The sequence below is a fragment of the Acetomicrobium sp. UBA5826 genome (genome assembly GCF_002433005.1).
GTDB lineage: Bacteria > Synergistota > Synergistia > Synergistales > Acetomicrobiaceae > Acetomicrobium.
In genome coordinates, this window is record NZ_DJHF01000025.1 from 71,121 (window position 1) to 85,889 (window position 14,769).

The window sequence follows — 14,769 nt, forward strand, 5'->3', positions numbered from 1 at the left end:
AGCTAATGTCTGTAACAATGGCTGATGTAGCGAAAGAGGCAGGTGTTGACAAGGCAACTGTCAGCCGCGTGTTGCGAGGAGACCCCCGAATATCGTCAAAAACGAGGGAAAAGGTCTGGGAGGTCATAAAGCGTCTGGAATATAAACCTAATGCCTTGGCTAGAGGGCTATCGGAAAGAAAGTCAGGGTTAATAAGCGTAGTGGTTGAAGAGCAGCAATTTTCTGGATTAAATAGGTTTCTGAAAGGGATAAATCGCATCATGGCAACCGTGAATAAGGAGCCCATTATTTATGTAGCCGACGATTTTGAGGCGAGCTTTTTGCGGTCTCGTTTTGTAGCGCATAAAGTAGAAGGCATTATTTGGGTGGGGAGTCCTCCGCCGAATGTCGATTTTCCCTTGATAGCAGTAGGAGAGACGATAGATAAACATGTAAGCATTGTGCCCTATTGGGAGGACCTGGCTCAAATGATAATAAAACTCGCTGACGGGCGTAGGATAGTATTTGCGGGAGATACCAAGCCTAATAGAACTCTAAAAGTAAAACTCGAAGGGTACAAGGGAAAGGGTAAAAATTCCCTTTGGGTATGCGACGGGACCTTGCCAAAGGGAATTGGGAGATTAATCAACTCCAATTGCGAAATAGATCAGGATTCAGGATTTAAAGAAGGATATTTTCGTAAAGGGGATATGTTGCTTTTGTTCAACGAAGAACGAGATTTCGCAAAAGCCATGGGTGGATATTGCATTCATTTCCCCTGTTTTGAGGTGGGCGTTTTGGCAGCAAAGCTTTTAGTCAACATATTGAGACATCGCGATGTCCCTTTTAAAAATTTGGTGAGATTTTCCATTGAATGATAATTTTGATGATGGCTTTTTTAAGCTGAAGGATTGAGAAAGGGGAACCCGGTGAAAAAAAAGAGCTATTTTGCCTTTGTAGTTGTCTCAAGTCTTGTTGTCCTTTTGACTATGTGCCTTTCTCTCGTGATTGGTGAGGTGCATGTTCCATTAAAGGATGTTGTTTCAATAGTTTTTTCCTATCTCACGTCCTCACAAGCAAGAGATTCGGGGGACGTTTTTAATGCGATTGTCCTTTATGTAAGGCTTCCTAGAACAATAATAGCTTTCTTGATTGGTTCGATCCTTGGGGCTTCGGGTGTGGTTTATCAAGGCCTCCTTCTTAATCCCTTGGCCGAAAGCTATACCTTGGGTGTTGCCTCTGGAGCTGCATTGGGTGCAACTCTTGCAATTGCCTTTAACTTGCTATCGATAAGGCTCTTTGCTTTTTTGGGGGGCATTTTGACTCTTTCCGGAGTATGGGCATTGAGCAGCAGATCACGCTCGATCGATCCAACCAGGCTTATTCTGTCGGGAGTCATAGTAAGCAGCATTCTTCAGGCTTTCATGATGTTGCTTCAAACTTTATTTCCTGAAAAGCTGGGTGCTTTTTTCTTTTGGATCATGGGCAGTTTTAACTCTGCCAGCTGGAGATGGCTTCCCGGGTGTTTAATAGCTTCAGGCTTGGCCTTATTGTTTTTGCTGCTGCATAGAGAGTTAGATCTCATATCCCTGGGGGAGGGAAAGGCCGAAACTTTGGGGATGAACACACATCGTACGAGATGGATCTTACTTTGCATCGTTTCTTTTATAACCTCAATTGCTGTCTCCTATAGCGGTGTGATTGGTTTCATAGGGTTGATAGTCCCGCATTTATTTAGAATGATAGTTGGACATTCTCATATTCGGCTTATTTTTGCCTCTTGGATGGGCGGCGGCCTTATATTGTTATGGTCGGACATTGCGGCACGTGCATTGGGTTCGTTGCCTGTGGGAGTGCTGACGGTCCTTGTGGGAGGCCCCGTTTTCTGTTTTCTTCTGTGGAAGTCGTCTTGATTTAGAGGTGGTGTTTACTGTTGGATAAAATAGATTCAGAATGCCCGGCAGAGGCGTTAAACGCCCAAGGCGTTTCAGCTTTTTATGGAGACAGGCAGGTTTTGCGCGATATATCGCTTACTGTGCATAAGGATGAGCTTGTTGCAGTGCTCGGGCCTAATGGCAGCGGAAAAAGCACGATGTTAAAGGCTTTTGTCAAGTTGGTAGATATGAAGGGAAGCGTAAATATCTTAAACCGTTCCGTAGAAAAGTTATCCCGCAGAGAGTTAGCCAGGATGGTATCTTATATGCCTCAGAAGGGACACATGGCAATGCCCTTTAAAGTTTTGGATGTAGTCTTGTTGGGGCGTTATCCCTGGGTTTCCTTCTTGGGCAACTACGGAACCTTTGATGTAAAATTGGCATTGCGTTATCTTCGGGAAGTTGAAATGAAGGGCTTTGAAGAAAGATTAATTACATCCCTCTCGGGCGGAGAACTGCAAAGGGTATTGCTTGCTCAATGTCTTGCTCAAGACACAGCTTTGCTGCTGTTAGATGAACCAACGAGTGCTCTCGATCCGAAACATTCGGTAGCTGTTATGAGAGTCTTGAGGGCTTATGTCAACGCGGGCCGAGCGGCCCTTTGCGTCATGCACGATGTCAATCTAGCGCTTCGTTTTGCGGACAGGATAGCTTTGATGAAAGATGGATCAGTTTATAATATCTGTGACGCGAAAGATGTCGATGCAGATATGCTGAGCGAGGTATTTGACGTTTCCTGGTACGTAAAACATTGGGATGGCGGGTTGATCGCCATACCCCTTTGAAGTAACCTCGACCTATGTAATCATGAGAGAAAAAAGGGAGTTTAAAGTGATCCCCACTAATATGGCAATGGAAATCATGATAATTATGCTTTGTAGCAGCCTTTTTGCCCCCAATTCCTTGAAGAGCACAACGAACGTAGCGATGCAAGGAAAGGTCATGGCAAGCACAACAGTTGCTACGATAAGCTGTTGGGGAGTAAGTCCAAGAGGCAATAGCAGGCCTACGGCCACATCTTTTCTCAAGAAACCAAGCAATATCGCGCCAATTGCTTCCGGGGGTAACCCAAGAAGATACACGGCAGGCTTTAAGAAATTAGATATCAAGGGAAGTATTCCGCTGGAATAAACAAGATTTGCTATCAGTATCCCTATAAGTACCAGGGGAGTTGCCTCCAATAAAAACCCCGATATGCGAAACCAAAGTTTCAGGCCTAGATCTCGAAACGAAGGCAGTCTGTAAGGCGGAATTTCAACAATTAGCTCGGGGCTTTGACCCGATAAAATTTTATTAAGAACATATCCAAGAATCAGCCATACGAGAAAAAGGGAAGCATATATAACCACGACATACCTCATGCCGAACGAACCAATCGCACCAAATATCATTGCTTGAAGGCCGGCACAGGGCACGGCAACAGATATCAAGGTAGCAGCAATAAACCTTTCCCGTTCCGATTCCAATACCCTTGTTGCCAGAATTCCTGGGACATTACAACCTAGACCCAAAAGGGTGGGCACTATTGCAAATCCGTGAAGGCCTATCCTGTGCAGCAGCGCGTCAAAAAGCACGGCCAAGCGTGGCAGGTAGCCAATATCTTCAAGCAAAGATAAAATTAAATAAAATGAGATTATATAGGGGAATACCATAGCAAATTCCACATATAATCCAGTCGACAGAATTCCAAAGCTCTGTTCCCAGTCCAAGTTTCCGTCAATGAGGTGCCCGATGAGTATGTCGTGGAGAAATCCCGAGCCACCCAACAGGTTAGACAAAGAAGCAAGAAGTGGACCCCAAAATCTGTCGAATAGAGGGTCAAAGACGTAATCAATCAACCCCTCGCCAATAGTTCTTATTGCGTAAAAGCTCAATCCTATGACCAATAGGCTCAATATCAGACCTGATACGGGATGAACGCTTATATCCTCAAGGCGATCGCGAAAAGTGTGGTGTCTGTGTGTTACCTGCTGGGATCGCATAATTATATCGCCTATCAATAGCCATCGCTCGTCTTTGCCCATGGGAAGTATGAAGGAGGGGCGCGCCTTTGCGAGGGCGGCTTTGAGTGCAGATATACCTTCTCCGGTAACGGCAACAGTCGACACAACGGGGATGCCTAGCTCTCTTTCCAGCGTTTGCAAATCTATGTGTATGCCCTTGTGTCTGGCTTCATCAACCATATTTAAGACCAATACTGAAGGGTAACCTTTTTCAAGCACCTGAAGTGCCAAATAGAGGTTTCTCTCCAGAGCAGTTGCATCCGCAATTATTACAACTATATCTCCACCTTCGTCTAAGATGCGACGGGCAACTTCCTCTGCTTCGTTAGTTGGATCCAACGTGTAAGCGCCCGGCACATCTATGAGCTTGTACGTTTCTCCGTCGATTGAAACGGATCCTTCAAGAAAACCTACGGTAGTCCCGGGGTAATTGGAGGAAATAGCATGTAATCCCGTCAATCGGGAAAATATAGCGCTCTTGCCGACGTTTGGGTTTCCCATTAAAAGGACTTTTTTAATTTTTTGGCCGCTCTTCGTCGTTTTTGATACGTCTTTATTGCCATTATGGCTGCAACGAAAAGACAGGGGACACTCGCTGCAATGTATCCCCATACCGCAACCTGTATTGCTTTCGAAGTCATCTAGGTTGACATTGTTTCGATCATCGGTTTTTCGTTTTTTTAATATGTCGAAAAGCCCGTGGCAGGACATGAGCATTACCCCTCTAGAGATTCGTTTTCCACAAGTTTTACCGTAACTCGTGAGGCTGCCATATAACCTATCGCTGCCTGTCTTCCGTCGATTTCGATCGTCACCGGTCCGCAAAAAGGCATTCCATAAAGTTTTTTTATCTTTTTGCCAGGCCTAAGGCCCAGCGCCTCAAGTCTTTTTCCACACTGGCCCGGTGGCAAAGATGCTATCTCTGCATATTTACCGTTAGGCAATAGGATAAGAGACATGCTCTCTTGATCATCACATTTTCTCGCTAACATGTTATTAAAACTTCCTTTCCAAATATATTGCACACGCTGTTGACCAATAAAAGATCAAAGAACATTCGAAAAAAGTTAGCCTAGCCAAATTTATATCTTAAAACAAAAGTTGTCAAGCTCGATTGATACAGGCTTATCAAAGGTCTTAGAAGATGGGTCTTATTGTAATCTCCTTGTCTTCAGGGAATTTTATCTCGTATCTCACTTTTATGGTTCCCGTCTCTTTCTGTTTTAATCTCAATTTCCAGGTGTAAATACCCTTTTCAGTTGTCTCCGTTGGCTCCGGTTCGATACTTATATTTGAAACTTTGATATCTTGATGGGAACTTACGGGAATTCTATCTACGATTGTAATATAACTCTCTTGGGAAAGTCCGTTTACTACAGTGATGTCATAGCCATCCAGAAGAGTGCCTTTTGTCCACTTTTCACCGGTTTTTGGTATAAGGTCTACTTTGGTTGCTCTGACCAATGGAGATTTACCGAGGGAAAACCTCAAATTTTCGCCCGCACTTGTATTGTCTATTAAGCTTGTTCCCGTAGGGGTATTGTCGATAGAAAGATGGACTTCTCCTCTGGCAAGAGATTTTTCAATTGGTTTAGTTTGTACGATAATCCATGCTTCAGGATCTATTTGAGGTAAGCAACGTATTTCTGTTTCCGTCTTTTCGCTGTACTTTTCTAGGGGGAGTAATGCTAATTTTCCAGTACCGGCAATAGTAGAATTCACGGTATAAACTATACCCGGAAGAACTTCGGCTCTTGTTTCTGCCTTTTGCTCGAAACTGGCGGTATCTCGCGAAAGCGCTTTAAGGGTAATCGGTTCTCTGAACTCCACTACCAAAGGCGGAAGTTCGGGCATGCCGATCTCGTCCTTGGCGGTATGGGTGTAAAGAGATATTTTCCCATTCCAAGGAATTCCCGTTTTTTGATAAATTTCAGCCTTGACATCCAGCGTCAATTCTCCTCCTTTAGTGTCGTAATTAGCATAGTAAACTGGGCGCCATCGCGCTTCGTGGCTGAAGGCCTTAAGGAGGATTGCGCCCTTTCCGGTCGATGAAATCGCAACCCTGGCTGCAAAATCATCGGTAGGACGAAGGGCATTCCATTGGTCCTGTAAATATTTCAAGTTGCTTTTTTGGGCTTCCAGTTTTAGCTCCAAATCGAATATGCTTTGTTCAGTTGCGAACCTTTCTTTTTGCAATTCCGAGATTATCTCTTTAGCCTTACGCGGATCGGAGGGAAGTGGAATGTTTTCAAACATCTTGGAAGATTGTTTGAGGGCATTTAACTGGGAAGCCGTTTCGGCCACTTTCGATTGCAATGAGTTAATTTGTTTTTTCAACTCCCCAAGTTCGGATGGGATCCAATCTCCCAGATATTCTTTGTCTATTTCCAGTTTCGTTATATTTACGCCAGAATCCGAATATATCGATATACTGTTAGGGTCTATTGTTGGAGGGAGTATAATGGTTGCTTCGCCTGAAGGCATTTCAAAGTAAAGCAGGGCTCCTTCGGGAAATATTTCTACTTTAGATGGTGATAGCATGTTAAAATCGCCTTCTGCAGCCAAAGACGAGTGTGCGCCCATCAATGCCGTTAAAACCACCGCAAATAAGTATAGACCCAGACGTATTTTCCCCATTTTTACATCTCCCTTGCTTTTTCTTAAAATTTCGTGTTCTTACGAGACTATATTAGAATAAAATGAAAAAATAAGATAGCTCTAGGATCCGAGGAGGCGTTGAAAGATGAGAATCAAAACCATCAGTGCAGGTGCTGTGATCTTTTATTGGGAGAATGACAGGCCTGTTTATTTGCTTCTCAGGGCTTATAGAAATTGGGATTTTCCAAAGGGCGAGATAAAACAGGAGGAACATCCCTTGGAAACCGCTAAGCGCGAGGTTGCAGAGGAGACTGGTTTGACCGATGTGATATTTTATGACGATGTTATTGAAACGCCTCCCTATGGCAAGGGAAAGGTTGCCATGTTTTATATTGCAGAAGCCAAAACAAAGGACATATTTCTTCCAATATCTCCAGATCTGGGGCGTCCCGAACATCATGAGTGGAAATGGTTGCCCTATGATGATGCGATAGCTCTTTTGAACGAAAGACTAAAAGCGATTCTTGAATGGGCTCACCAAAAAATTTTAAAAGAGAGGATGCCCAATTCTTGAACATCCTCTAAGGTCGCTTCAGCTGCATATATTTCTGATCCTGCAGGCCGATCAGTTTCCAATTTCAGGGACTTCCTTCAAAAGCCTTTCGGCGGGTTCTTTGCTCAATAAGGCACATGCCGAAAACACGCCGAGGCAAATTGGCCATTCTAAGTATATTATGTGAGGAACAATATGAGTCGAAGGAAATAAAGTCCAGGCTACCCAAATCACTACCGATGCCAATATAGTCCAAAAACCACAATTCTTTTTGCACAGAGCCGGCGCGAAGATATTGGCTAATATTAAAAGGGTAAAGGAGGATGTCATGGCTAAAGCAGTCGTAATGGTCTTTAAAATTCCGACAGATGTCAGGGCCAGCCATAACGTGGCTGCACTGACGAGCAAGACGGCGAGCCGCGAAATAAGCAACTCTCCCCGTGGTGTTATTTTTTCAGGCATAAGCCTTTTTAGAAAATCTTCGGTGACCATGGTTGAACACCCGAGAAGCAATCCCACTGCTGTCGAGATATCCGCAGCCCACAAGGATGCAAGCAACAATCCTCCAACTGCCGGTGTTATGTGGGTAACCAGGGTGGGCAGTGCCATGGCGGCATTGTCTAGGCCAGGGAATTGAGCAGCGGCAATAATTCCAAAGAGCGCGCACAAAAAACCAGCAGGTATGGTTATTATTCCTCCTATAATAAAACCGCGGCGTGCAGTACGGCCGTTCCTGGCGGCAAAGGCTATTTGAGTTATTGCCTGGATCGAGAAGGTTTGAGTGATCATGACGACCATCCAAGCCATTATAATAGAAAGCCCCACACCGCTAATAGGATGAAACCATGGTCCGCCTGCCGGGAGTCGGGAAGTTATGGCTTCGAAACCGCCAAAATTCGAGACAGAAATAAAGATAGCTACCACTACGCCAAGATAGATTATGATTACGTTTATCAGGTTAGAGAGACCTGCTGCCCAATATCCGCCTATCAGCGTAATGCCGACAAAGACCAGGGCCGTCAAAAGAACTCCTTGCTGGAAGGTAAAAATAGACGGCAGCAGAGCGGTAAGAATTGCGCCTCCTGCAACGTACTGAAGAGAAGTGATGACCATCATTATTAATATTTGAGCTATTATGCTTATTAATCTGCTGGAGGGGCCATACATGCGCTCCATCATTTCCGGGATTGTACGAACCTCCATGCGCCTAAAAGCATCGGCGACCAGTATACCTACTATAATGCCGCCTGCTCCCCAAGCTGCATTATACCAACCGGCCGAGATGCCCTGCGTATACGCTCCTTCGGCTACCCCTACAGTAGAAGCCCCTCCTATTGCTAGCCCCGTCAACATCGTCGCAACAATGATGGTCGGGAAGTGTCTTCCGGCTAACAGGTAATTCAAAGCTCCTCCCCCGCCTCGATTGACAAGGCGTGTCGCGTACCACGAGATAACATATAACATCGCAATATAACCAATTAATATAGATAATTGAACGCTCAATTAAATAACACCTCCATAAAAACTATGATAAAATATCGAATTGTATTGCCCGAAATTTTTCCAATAATCTTAATAAAAAGCCCGAGATGTGTCAATTGAACCATTGATATTAAAATTGCAGGAACCCACATGACAGACGCACGATTTTTGGACGGGAGAGAAATTGATCGCAGGAGATTAGCATAATATATAACCCTGGGTTAAAATGTAGAGGGCCTCTTGAAAAAAGGAGTGGTGGACTTGTTGAACTGTGGTATTGTTGGACTTCCTCTGTCGGGCAAGACGACGATTTTCAATGTCTTAACGAGCGCTAGGGCGGAAGTCAAGTCCTATGCCGGTGGGAAGACAGATCCAAATAGAGCTGTTGTCGATGTCCCTGATTGGAGATTACAGGAACTGGCATCCGTATATAAACCTAAAAAGACGGTTCCTGCCCAAATCGAATTTGTCGATTTAGCCGGCCTTTCTAAGGATGCAAGTAAAGGAGCCGGTTTGGGTAATGCCTTTTTGACTTTCGTTGCCGATTCTGACGCATTGATTCACGTCATCAGATGTTTCGATAATGCTGAAGTTGCCCATCCCGAGGGAAATATAGACCCCTTAAGGGATTTCGAAATAGTTGAGATGGAGTTAATATTTAGAGATCTGTCCGTTATAGAAAATCGTCTGGAAAGGCTGGCAAAAAAGAAAGTGCTGCAGAAGGAAGAAGAACAGGAAAAGGAATTGCTGGAAAAGTGTCATTCCCATCTTCTGTCTGAAAGGCCATTGAGGGAGCTGGTATTTTCCGATACAGAGCATAAAAAAGCGAGAGGTTTTTCCTTTTTGACGCTAAAGCCGGAGTTGATAGTTTTAAACCTGGATGAAACGCAGACGTCTGACGATAAAATTCCCGATTACGATAAAATAGTCCGGTTAGCAGCGGAGAGGGGACTCTCCTTGATAAAGATTTACGGCAGGATGGAAATGGAGATGGCCGATCTTTCCCCGGAGGACCAAAAAGAATTTATGAAAGAGCTTGGCATAACGAATCCCGGAAGGGAGAGGCTAATAAGAGAGGCCTATAAAATGCTTGGGTTGATTTCCTTTTTTACAGTGGGCCATGACGAAGTTAGAGCTTGGACTATACCCCAAGGTTCTACCGCTTTGGATGCAGCAGGTGCTATCCATTCTGATTTAGCCAGGGGGTTTATAAGGGCTCAGGTAATACACTTCGACGATTTCAAGCAATTGGGATTTTCCATGGCAGCGGCCAGAGAGAAGGGCCTGCTTCGCCTGGAGGGCAAGGATTACATAGTAAAAGACGGAGATATTATAGAAATACGATTCAATATATAAAGCAAGGTGATAAAAATGACATATAGGGGTATTGCGATGACGATAGCTGGCAGCGATTCCGGTGGAGGAGCCGGCATAGAAGCTGATCTTGCAACTTTTTTGCATTTGAAGGTTTTTGGTACTGTTGCTTTGGCGGCAGTAACAGCTCAAAACAGTTTGGGAGTGCACAAGGTCTTCGATATACCTTGCGAGATGGTTGGCGCCCAAATAAAGGCAATATTGACTGATTTTTCTGTAGGCGCCGTAAAAACAGGCATGCTTTCGCGCGAGGAAACCATTTCAGAGGTAGCTGAGGGCATAAAAACTCATAGAGTGACCAAATTGGTGGTGGACCCCGTCATGGTTGCTCAAAGCGGAGATCCTTTGATGTTTGGAGGGGCCGTTAACGCCATGATCAGCGAACTCCTTCCCCTTGCCTTTATAGTGACCCCAAACATTCCTGAAGCGGAAAAACTGACAGGGATGAAAATTACCTCTCTTGACGAAATGAAGGAGGCAGCTAAAGTCATTGCCGAATTAGGCCCTAAAGGTGTGTTTGTAAAGGGAGGACATCTGGAGGGTGAAAGGGTTACCGACCTTTTTTACTATGAGGGAAAATTTCATGTCTTTGAGCATGAAAGGATACATACGAACGATCATCATGGAACAGGTTGTACATTGTCGGCGGCGATTGCGGCAGAATTGTCGGCAGGTACCGATACTTTAGAAGCGGTGAAAAGGGCCCGAGATTATACCAGGCTGGCTATTCAACATAGGTTCAAAGGTGGAAAGGGGTATGGCTGTGTGGGGCATATTTTCAAGGTAGACTGGCTTGAAAATTCCGATTAAACAGCTTTCTTTTCGCTAGATGGGGGGTGTGTAGATGGACAATCCGGAATTGGAAGCTCGCTTTGCCGATGTATTTAACAATTTGCTGCAGCATAAACCATTAATATATCACATGACCAACATGGTAGCTATTAATGGGCAGGCTCATTTGGCTTTGGCTATTGGTGCCTCTCCCGTCATGTCGCTTTATCCCGGAGAAGCTGCTGAATTGGTCGCCGTATCTGATTCATTGTTGGTTAACATAGGCACCCCTACGAGAGAGGGAATCGAAGCCATGTTCGTTGCGGTGAGAGAGGCTAAAGAATTGGGAAGACCTGCTCTCATTGATCCGGTTGGCTATGGAGCGACTAATATGAGAACGGATCTTGTAGAAAGGTTACTCGATACTAAGGCTTTTGGTGTAATAAAGGGCAACGGTGCTGAGATCTCATTGCTTGGCGGTGAAGGCGCTCAAGTGCGAGGAGTTGATTCTGCAGATTCTCCACGAGCTGCACTGGCTGCCAAAACAGTCTCACGCAAATATAACTGCATTGCCGTCGCCACAGGTCCGATAGATTATGTCTCTGACGGAAGAGACATCTTTGCCTTAGAGAGCGGTCACGAATGGCTTTCCCTCATTTCCGGATCAGGATGTTATGTGGGCACTATTATAGCAGCTTGCATGGCTGTAACTGAACCTTTGGTTGCAGCTTTGGCGTCTCTGGCATTGATGGGTTTTGTTGCAGAAGTGGCGGTTAAAAAATCCTACGGTCCCGGGAGTTTTCATTGCAACCTATTTGATGCCCTTTTTACTTACGTAAGAAACCCCTCGTCCATCGTGTTTCCAAAGTGGCAAAAATTAGATTTATAGTACTGTAAGAAGGTGAAGTTATTGGATTTGAAGCATAGATTAAAGCTTTACGTTATATTGGATAGGAGATTGGGAAGAGGAGTGCCTTTGTGTGATCAGGCAAGATTGGCTATACAAGGGGGCGCTACAGCCATTCAACTTCGCGATAAAAGGATGCAGGGGCGAGATTTTTATCGGGCTGCTTTATCGATAAAAGAAATATGCAAAGAAAAGGACGTTCTTTTCATAGTAAACGATAGGTTAGATGTGGCGTTGACCGCCGGTGCCGATGGCGTCCATCTTGGACAGGAAGATTTGCCTCTAGAGGCGGCGGAAAAAATAGCTCCAGAAGGTTTTATTATAGGCATATCCGTTAGAACTCCAGATCAGGCAATCGAAGCAGAAAGGAAAGGCGCTGATTATCTTGGAGTAGGAGATGTCTTCGGAACGTCCAGCAAGCCTGATGCGAAGACGATAGGCATCGAAGGGCTGAAAGAGGTTTGCGTGAACACAAAATTGCCCTGCGTGGCAATTGGGGGGATAGGGGTACATAACGTAAAGCAGGCTTTGCAAGCCGGAGCAGTGGGCGTTGCTGTAATATCTGCTGTAATATCGCAAAAGGACATAGCTGGCGCTGCAAAGACTTTGAGGTCTTTAGTTTCTTAATTTAACGGTATACTTCGTATGTGGAAACAAATTTTTTGGATTTTATGGATCGGAGCCGTAACGTGGGAGGTTTTTCTTCATTCACTGGAGTGGCGACATCTGATTAAAATGAAGTTAGATCCCAATACGGTTTTTGATAGCTACGTCCAAGAGTCCACAGTTAACGACAAAAACGTTGACTACGCCATTGAACACTTGAGAATCTCTTTGGGAGAAACGCTCACCAATTACTTAATAAGCGCTATTATCGTCGCCTATGACCTTCCAAAGCTTGTCGATGGTTTAACCGCTCAAATTAGTTCGCCTATTTTCAGGGCTGGAGCATTCGGCATTGCTTTTGGGCTTCTTTTTTGGGTATCTTCTTTCCCATGGGAGTGGGCTAAAGTATTCTATGTCGAAAGTAAGTATAAATTTAATAAAACTACTAAAAGCATATTCATCAGAGACCAAGCCATAGTATCAAGTTTTATTGTTTTGCTGTCTTTTTTGGGATTTGCCTGCTTTGCCGCTATATTTGAAAGTCGGATATGGCCACTCTATCTGATGTTTGCCTTTGCTTTGTTCGAAATCGTTGCCATGATACTTGTCCCCTTGGTGGTCATCCCGCTTTTCTTTGAACTTAACCCTCTTGCCGATGAGGAACTTATAGTTAAAATTGATCAATTGTTGGGTAAATTGGGCATCAATAAAATAAAAGTTTTTGTCGCCAATGCATCCAAGAGGACGTTGCATAGCAATGCCTTCGTAACTGGTCTTGGAAGCAATAAAAAGATAGTGCTCTTCGATACCCTTGTTTCGAGCCTCACCGCGGATGAAGTTATTGCTGTTTTGTTGCATGAACTGGGGCATTGGAAACTTTCACACGCCCTGAAGCGCATAGGCTTGATTTTAGCGATTCAAGCGGTCTTAGTATACTTCGCCTTTGTCATGTCCAATGTCGGCTTCATGTACGATTTTCAAATTCAAAATCCTCAACAGTTCGCCATTTATGCCTTTCTTCTGTTAAATATGGCAGTTACCCTGTTCTTTCAACCCTGCCTGCTGAACTTTATAAGGCGACAAGAAATAAAGGCCGACTTATTTGCTGCCCGGCATGCAGGCAGCAGCCTAATGATAAACGCCCTTTCAAAAATATCGACCGATAACATGGCCTGGTTGCCTCGGCATTTTTTATATAAAGCGTGGTACTGCACACATCCGCCCATTCCGGAGAGGCTAAAGTTTTTAAAGGCTTATTGTAATGTATAAATTAGGATTTTAATTTTAAATCCCCTAAATCGGAATTAGTTTAAAATCATTGCTCATTGAAGGTATGGATTCCCCATACCTCCAATGAGTTTTTAGCTTAACCGTGAGAGTGTATTTAAAACACAGCCCGCCTGCAGGGCCGCTCCAATGGGAAGGCATTCCTCGTCAATGTCAAATAGATCGTTATGACCTGGGTGGGTTATTCCTCTATCTTCGTTTCTGCACCCCAGTTGATAGAATGCGCCTGGCACCCTTTCGAGAAAATATGCGAAATCTTCGACTCCCATGCTCGGTTTTTCAAGTTCCAGCACCGAGTTTTCGCCGAGAAGAGAGATGGAGGTATCAACTACCAATTGGGCCCAGGCGGGATGATTTATTAAGGCTGGGTATCCTTTGATCCTTTCCAAAATCCCCTGTCCTCCCATGGCTTTTGGAATCAGTTCCACATATTGCGATATTTTATCGTTTAGCATCTCGCGAGTTTTTGGCGATAGAGTTCTCAAAGTGCCGGTCAGCGTTACCTCATCCGCTACGATGTTATTTTGACTGCCACCGTTTATTGTTCCGAAGGTCAATACGGCAGAATCTCTGGGATCCGTCGCCCTGCTAACGATTGTTTGCAAAGCACAGATTAGTTGCCCTGCTATTACTATGGCATCAATGCCTTCATGGGGATAGGCGCCATGAGTGCTTTTGCCCAATACCCTGAGGGTCAGGACGTCTGAAGCGGCGTTCATTTGATGAAGTCTTATACCGATCTTTCCCGTCGGTATTTCCGTAGAAACGTGGAGTCCGAAGATAGCCTTGACGTCTTTATCCAGCACACCATCTTCTATCATCTGCTTGGCCCCGCCTACCGTCTCTTCGGCTGGCTGAAAGACCAAAAGGACGTTGCCCTGCAGGCGGTCCTCAACTTCTTTTAACAATTTTGCTGCTCCGAGCAATATCGACATATGAGCATCATGACCGCAGGCATGCATAACGCCCGTATTTTGCGAGGCATACTCCACTTCTTTTTTGTCCTGGATTGGCAATGCATCCATATCAGCACGGAGGGCAATTGTATTGTCTCCCTTTCCTTTTATAAATCCTACTATTCCGTAATGATGTTCAAATATCTTAAAGGGAACTCCTAAATCCCTTAGGTAATCCTTTATCTTTTCCCTTGTTCGCCTCTCCTCTGTCGAAAGTTCAGGGTGTTGATGAAAATCTCTTCTTATTTCTTTCATCCAATCCCTAATTTCTGCTGCCCTATTCATCAAGGATAGAGTGGACATGATTTAAACGCTCCTT

At 44.6% G+C, this 14,769-nt stretch carries 14 protein-coding genes; 9 read left to right on the forward strand and 5 right to left on the reverse strand.

Annotated features, from left to right (window positions below; translation table 11 throughout):
• Positions 1-5 precede the first annotated feature (5 nt).
• Genes B3N34_RS09065 through B3N34_RS09075 form a run of 3 tightly spaced genes read left to right on the forward strand, consistent with a single transcriptional unit; the run spans position 6 to position 2,698 of the window.
• Positions 6-857 carry a LacI family DNA-binding transcriptional regulator gene (locus tag B3N34_RS09065; protein WP_286977165.1) on the forward strand — a complete coding sequence of 284 codons (852 nt, stop codon included), beginning with the start codon at positions 6-8 and terminating at the stop codon, positions 855-857.
• A gap of 51 nt (positions 858-908) precedes the next feature.
• A complete protein-coding gene (locus B3N34_RS09070; RefSeq protein ID WP_286977171.1) occupies positions 909-1,892 on the forward strand; it encodes a FecCD family ABC transporter permease in 984 nt (327 codons plus the stop codon).
• Positions 1,893-1,912: 20 nt separating this feature from the next.
• Entirely contained in the window at positions 1,913-2,698 is a 786-nt protein-coding gene (locus B3N34_RS09075) for an ABC transporter ATP-binding protein (RefSeq protein WP_286977174.1), read from the forward strand.
• A gap of 12 nt (positions 2,699-2,710) precedes the next feature.
• Here B3N34_RS09075 and B3N34_RS09080 read toward each other — a convergent pair whose 3' ends face one another.
• The 3 genes from B3N34_RS09080 to B3N34_RS09090 all read right to left on the reverse strand — a co-directional run bounded on the left by B3N34_RS09080 (position 2,711) and on the right by B3N34_RS09090 (position 6,553).
• On the reverse strand, positions 2,711-4,633 hold the full coding sequence (locus B3N34_RS09080) for a ferrous iron transporter B (protein ID WP_286977176.1): 1,923 nt from the start codon (positions 4,631-4,633) through the stop codon (positions 2,711-2,713).
• Complete coding sequence (locus B3N34_RS09085) at positions 4,633-4,908, reverse strand: FeoA family protein (protein WP_286977177.1); 276 nt, start codon at positions 4,906-4,908, stop codon at positions 4,633-4,635. The genes B3N34_RS09080 and B3N34_RS09085 overlap by 1 nt, the downstream gene beginning before the upstream one ends.
• A gap of 145 nt (positions 4,909-5,053) precedes the next feature.
• Positions 5,054-6,553 carry a DUF4139 domain-containing protein gene (locus B3N34_RS09090; RefSeq protein ID WP_286977189.1) on the reverse strand — a complete coding sequence of 500 codons (1,500 nt, stop codon included), beginning with the start codon at positions 6,551-6,553 and terminating at the stop codon, positions 5,054-5,056.
• A gap of 106 nt (positions 6,554-6,659) precedes the next feature.
• On the opposite strand from B3N34_RS09090, the gene B3N34_RS09095 reads away from it, so the two are divergent.
• Positions 6,660-7,088 carry a bis(5'-nucleosyl)-tetraphosphatase gene (locus B3N34_RS09095; protein WP_286977192.1) on the forward strand — a complete coding sequence of 143 codons (429 nt, stop codon included), beginning with the start codon at positions 6,660-6,662 and terminating at the stop codon, positions 7,086-7,088.
• A 51-nt stretch (positions 7,089-7,139) separates the two neighbouring features.
• On the opposite strand, the gene B3N34_RS09100 is transcribed toward B3N34_RS09095, so the two are convergent.
• The gene (locus B3N34_RS09100) at positions 7,140-8,471 is read right to left on the reverse strand and encodes a sodium:solute symporter family protein (protein WP_286977195.1); all 1,332 of its coding nucleotides are present in this window, start codon (positions 8,469-8,471) and stop codon (positions 7,140-7,142) included.
• 339 nt (positions 8,472-8,810) lie between these two features.
• Here B3N34_RS09100 and ychF point away from each other — a divergent pair, with 339 nt between their 5' ends.
• Genes ychF through B3N34_RS09125 form a run of 5 tightly spaced genes read left to right on the forward strand, consistent with a single transcriptional unit; the run spans position 8,811 to position 13,476 of the window.
• The gene (gene ychF / locus B3N34_RS09105; RefSeq protein WP_286977456.1) at positions 8,811-9,905 is read left to right on the forward strand and encodes a redox-regulated ATPase YchF; all 1,095 of its coding nucleotides are present in this window, start codon (positions 8,811-8,813) and stop codon (positions 9,903-9,905) included.
• Positions 9,906-9,941: 36 nt separating this feature from the next.
• Positions 9,942-10,733 (forward strand): bifunctional hydroxymethylpyrimidine kinase/phosphomethylpyrimidine kinase, encoded by a 792-nt coding sequence (thiD, locus tag B3N34_RS09110; RefSeq protein ID WP_286977198.1) that lies wholly within the window; start codon positions 9,942-9,944, stop codon positions 10,731-10,733.
• A 34-nt stretch (positions 10,734-10,767) separates the two neighbouring features.
• A complete protein-coding gene (gene thiM, locus B3N34_RS09115; RefSeq protein WP_273002985.1) occupies positions 10,768-11,583 on the forward strand; it encodes a hydroxyethylthiazole kinase in 816 nt (271 codons plus the stop codon).
• A 12-nt stretch (positions 11,584-11,595) separates the two neighbouring features.
• A complete protein-coding gene (gene thiE, locus B3N34_RS09120) occupies positions 11,596-12,228 on the forward strand; it encodes a thiamine phosphate synthase (protein WP_286977206.1) in 633 nt (210 codons plus the stop codon).
• An 18-nt stretch (positions 12,229-12,246) separates the two neighbouring features.
• The gene (locus tag B3N34_RS09125; protein ID WP_273002987.1) at positions 12,247-13,476 is read left to right on the forward strand and encodes a M48 family metallopeptidase; all 1,230 of its coding nucleotides are present in this window, start codon (positions 12,247-12,249) and stop codon (positions 13,474-13,476) included.
• A gap of 92 nt (positions 13,477-13,568) precedes the next feature.
• Here the strand turns inward: B3N34_RS09125 and B3N34_RS09130 are convergent, their stop codons facing one another.
• Positions 13,569-14,753, reverse strand: a complete 1,185-nt coding sequence (locus B3N34_RS09130) for a M20 metallopeptidase family protein (RefSeq protein WP_273002695.1) — start codon at positions 14,751-14,753, stop codon at positions 13,569-13,571.
• Positions 14,754-14,769 lie beyond the last annotated feature (16 nt).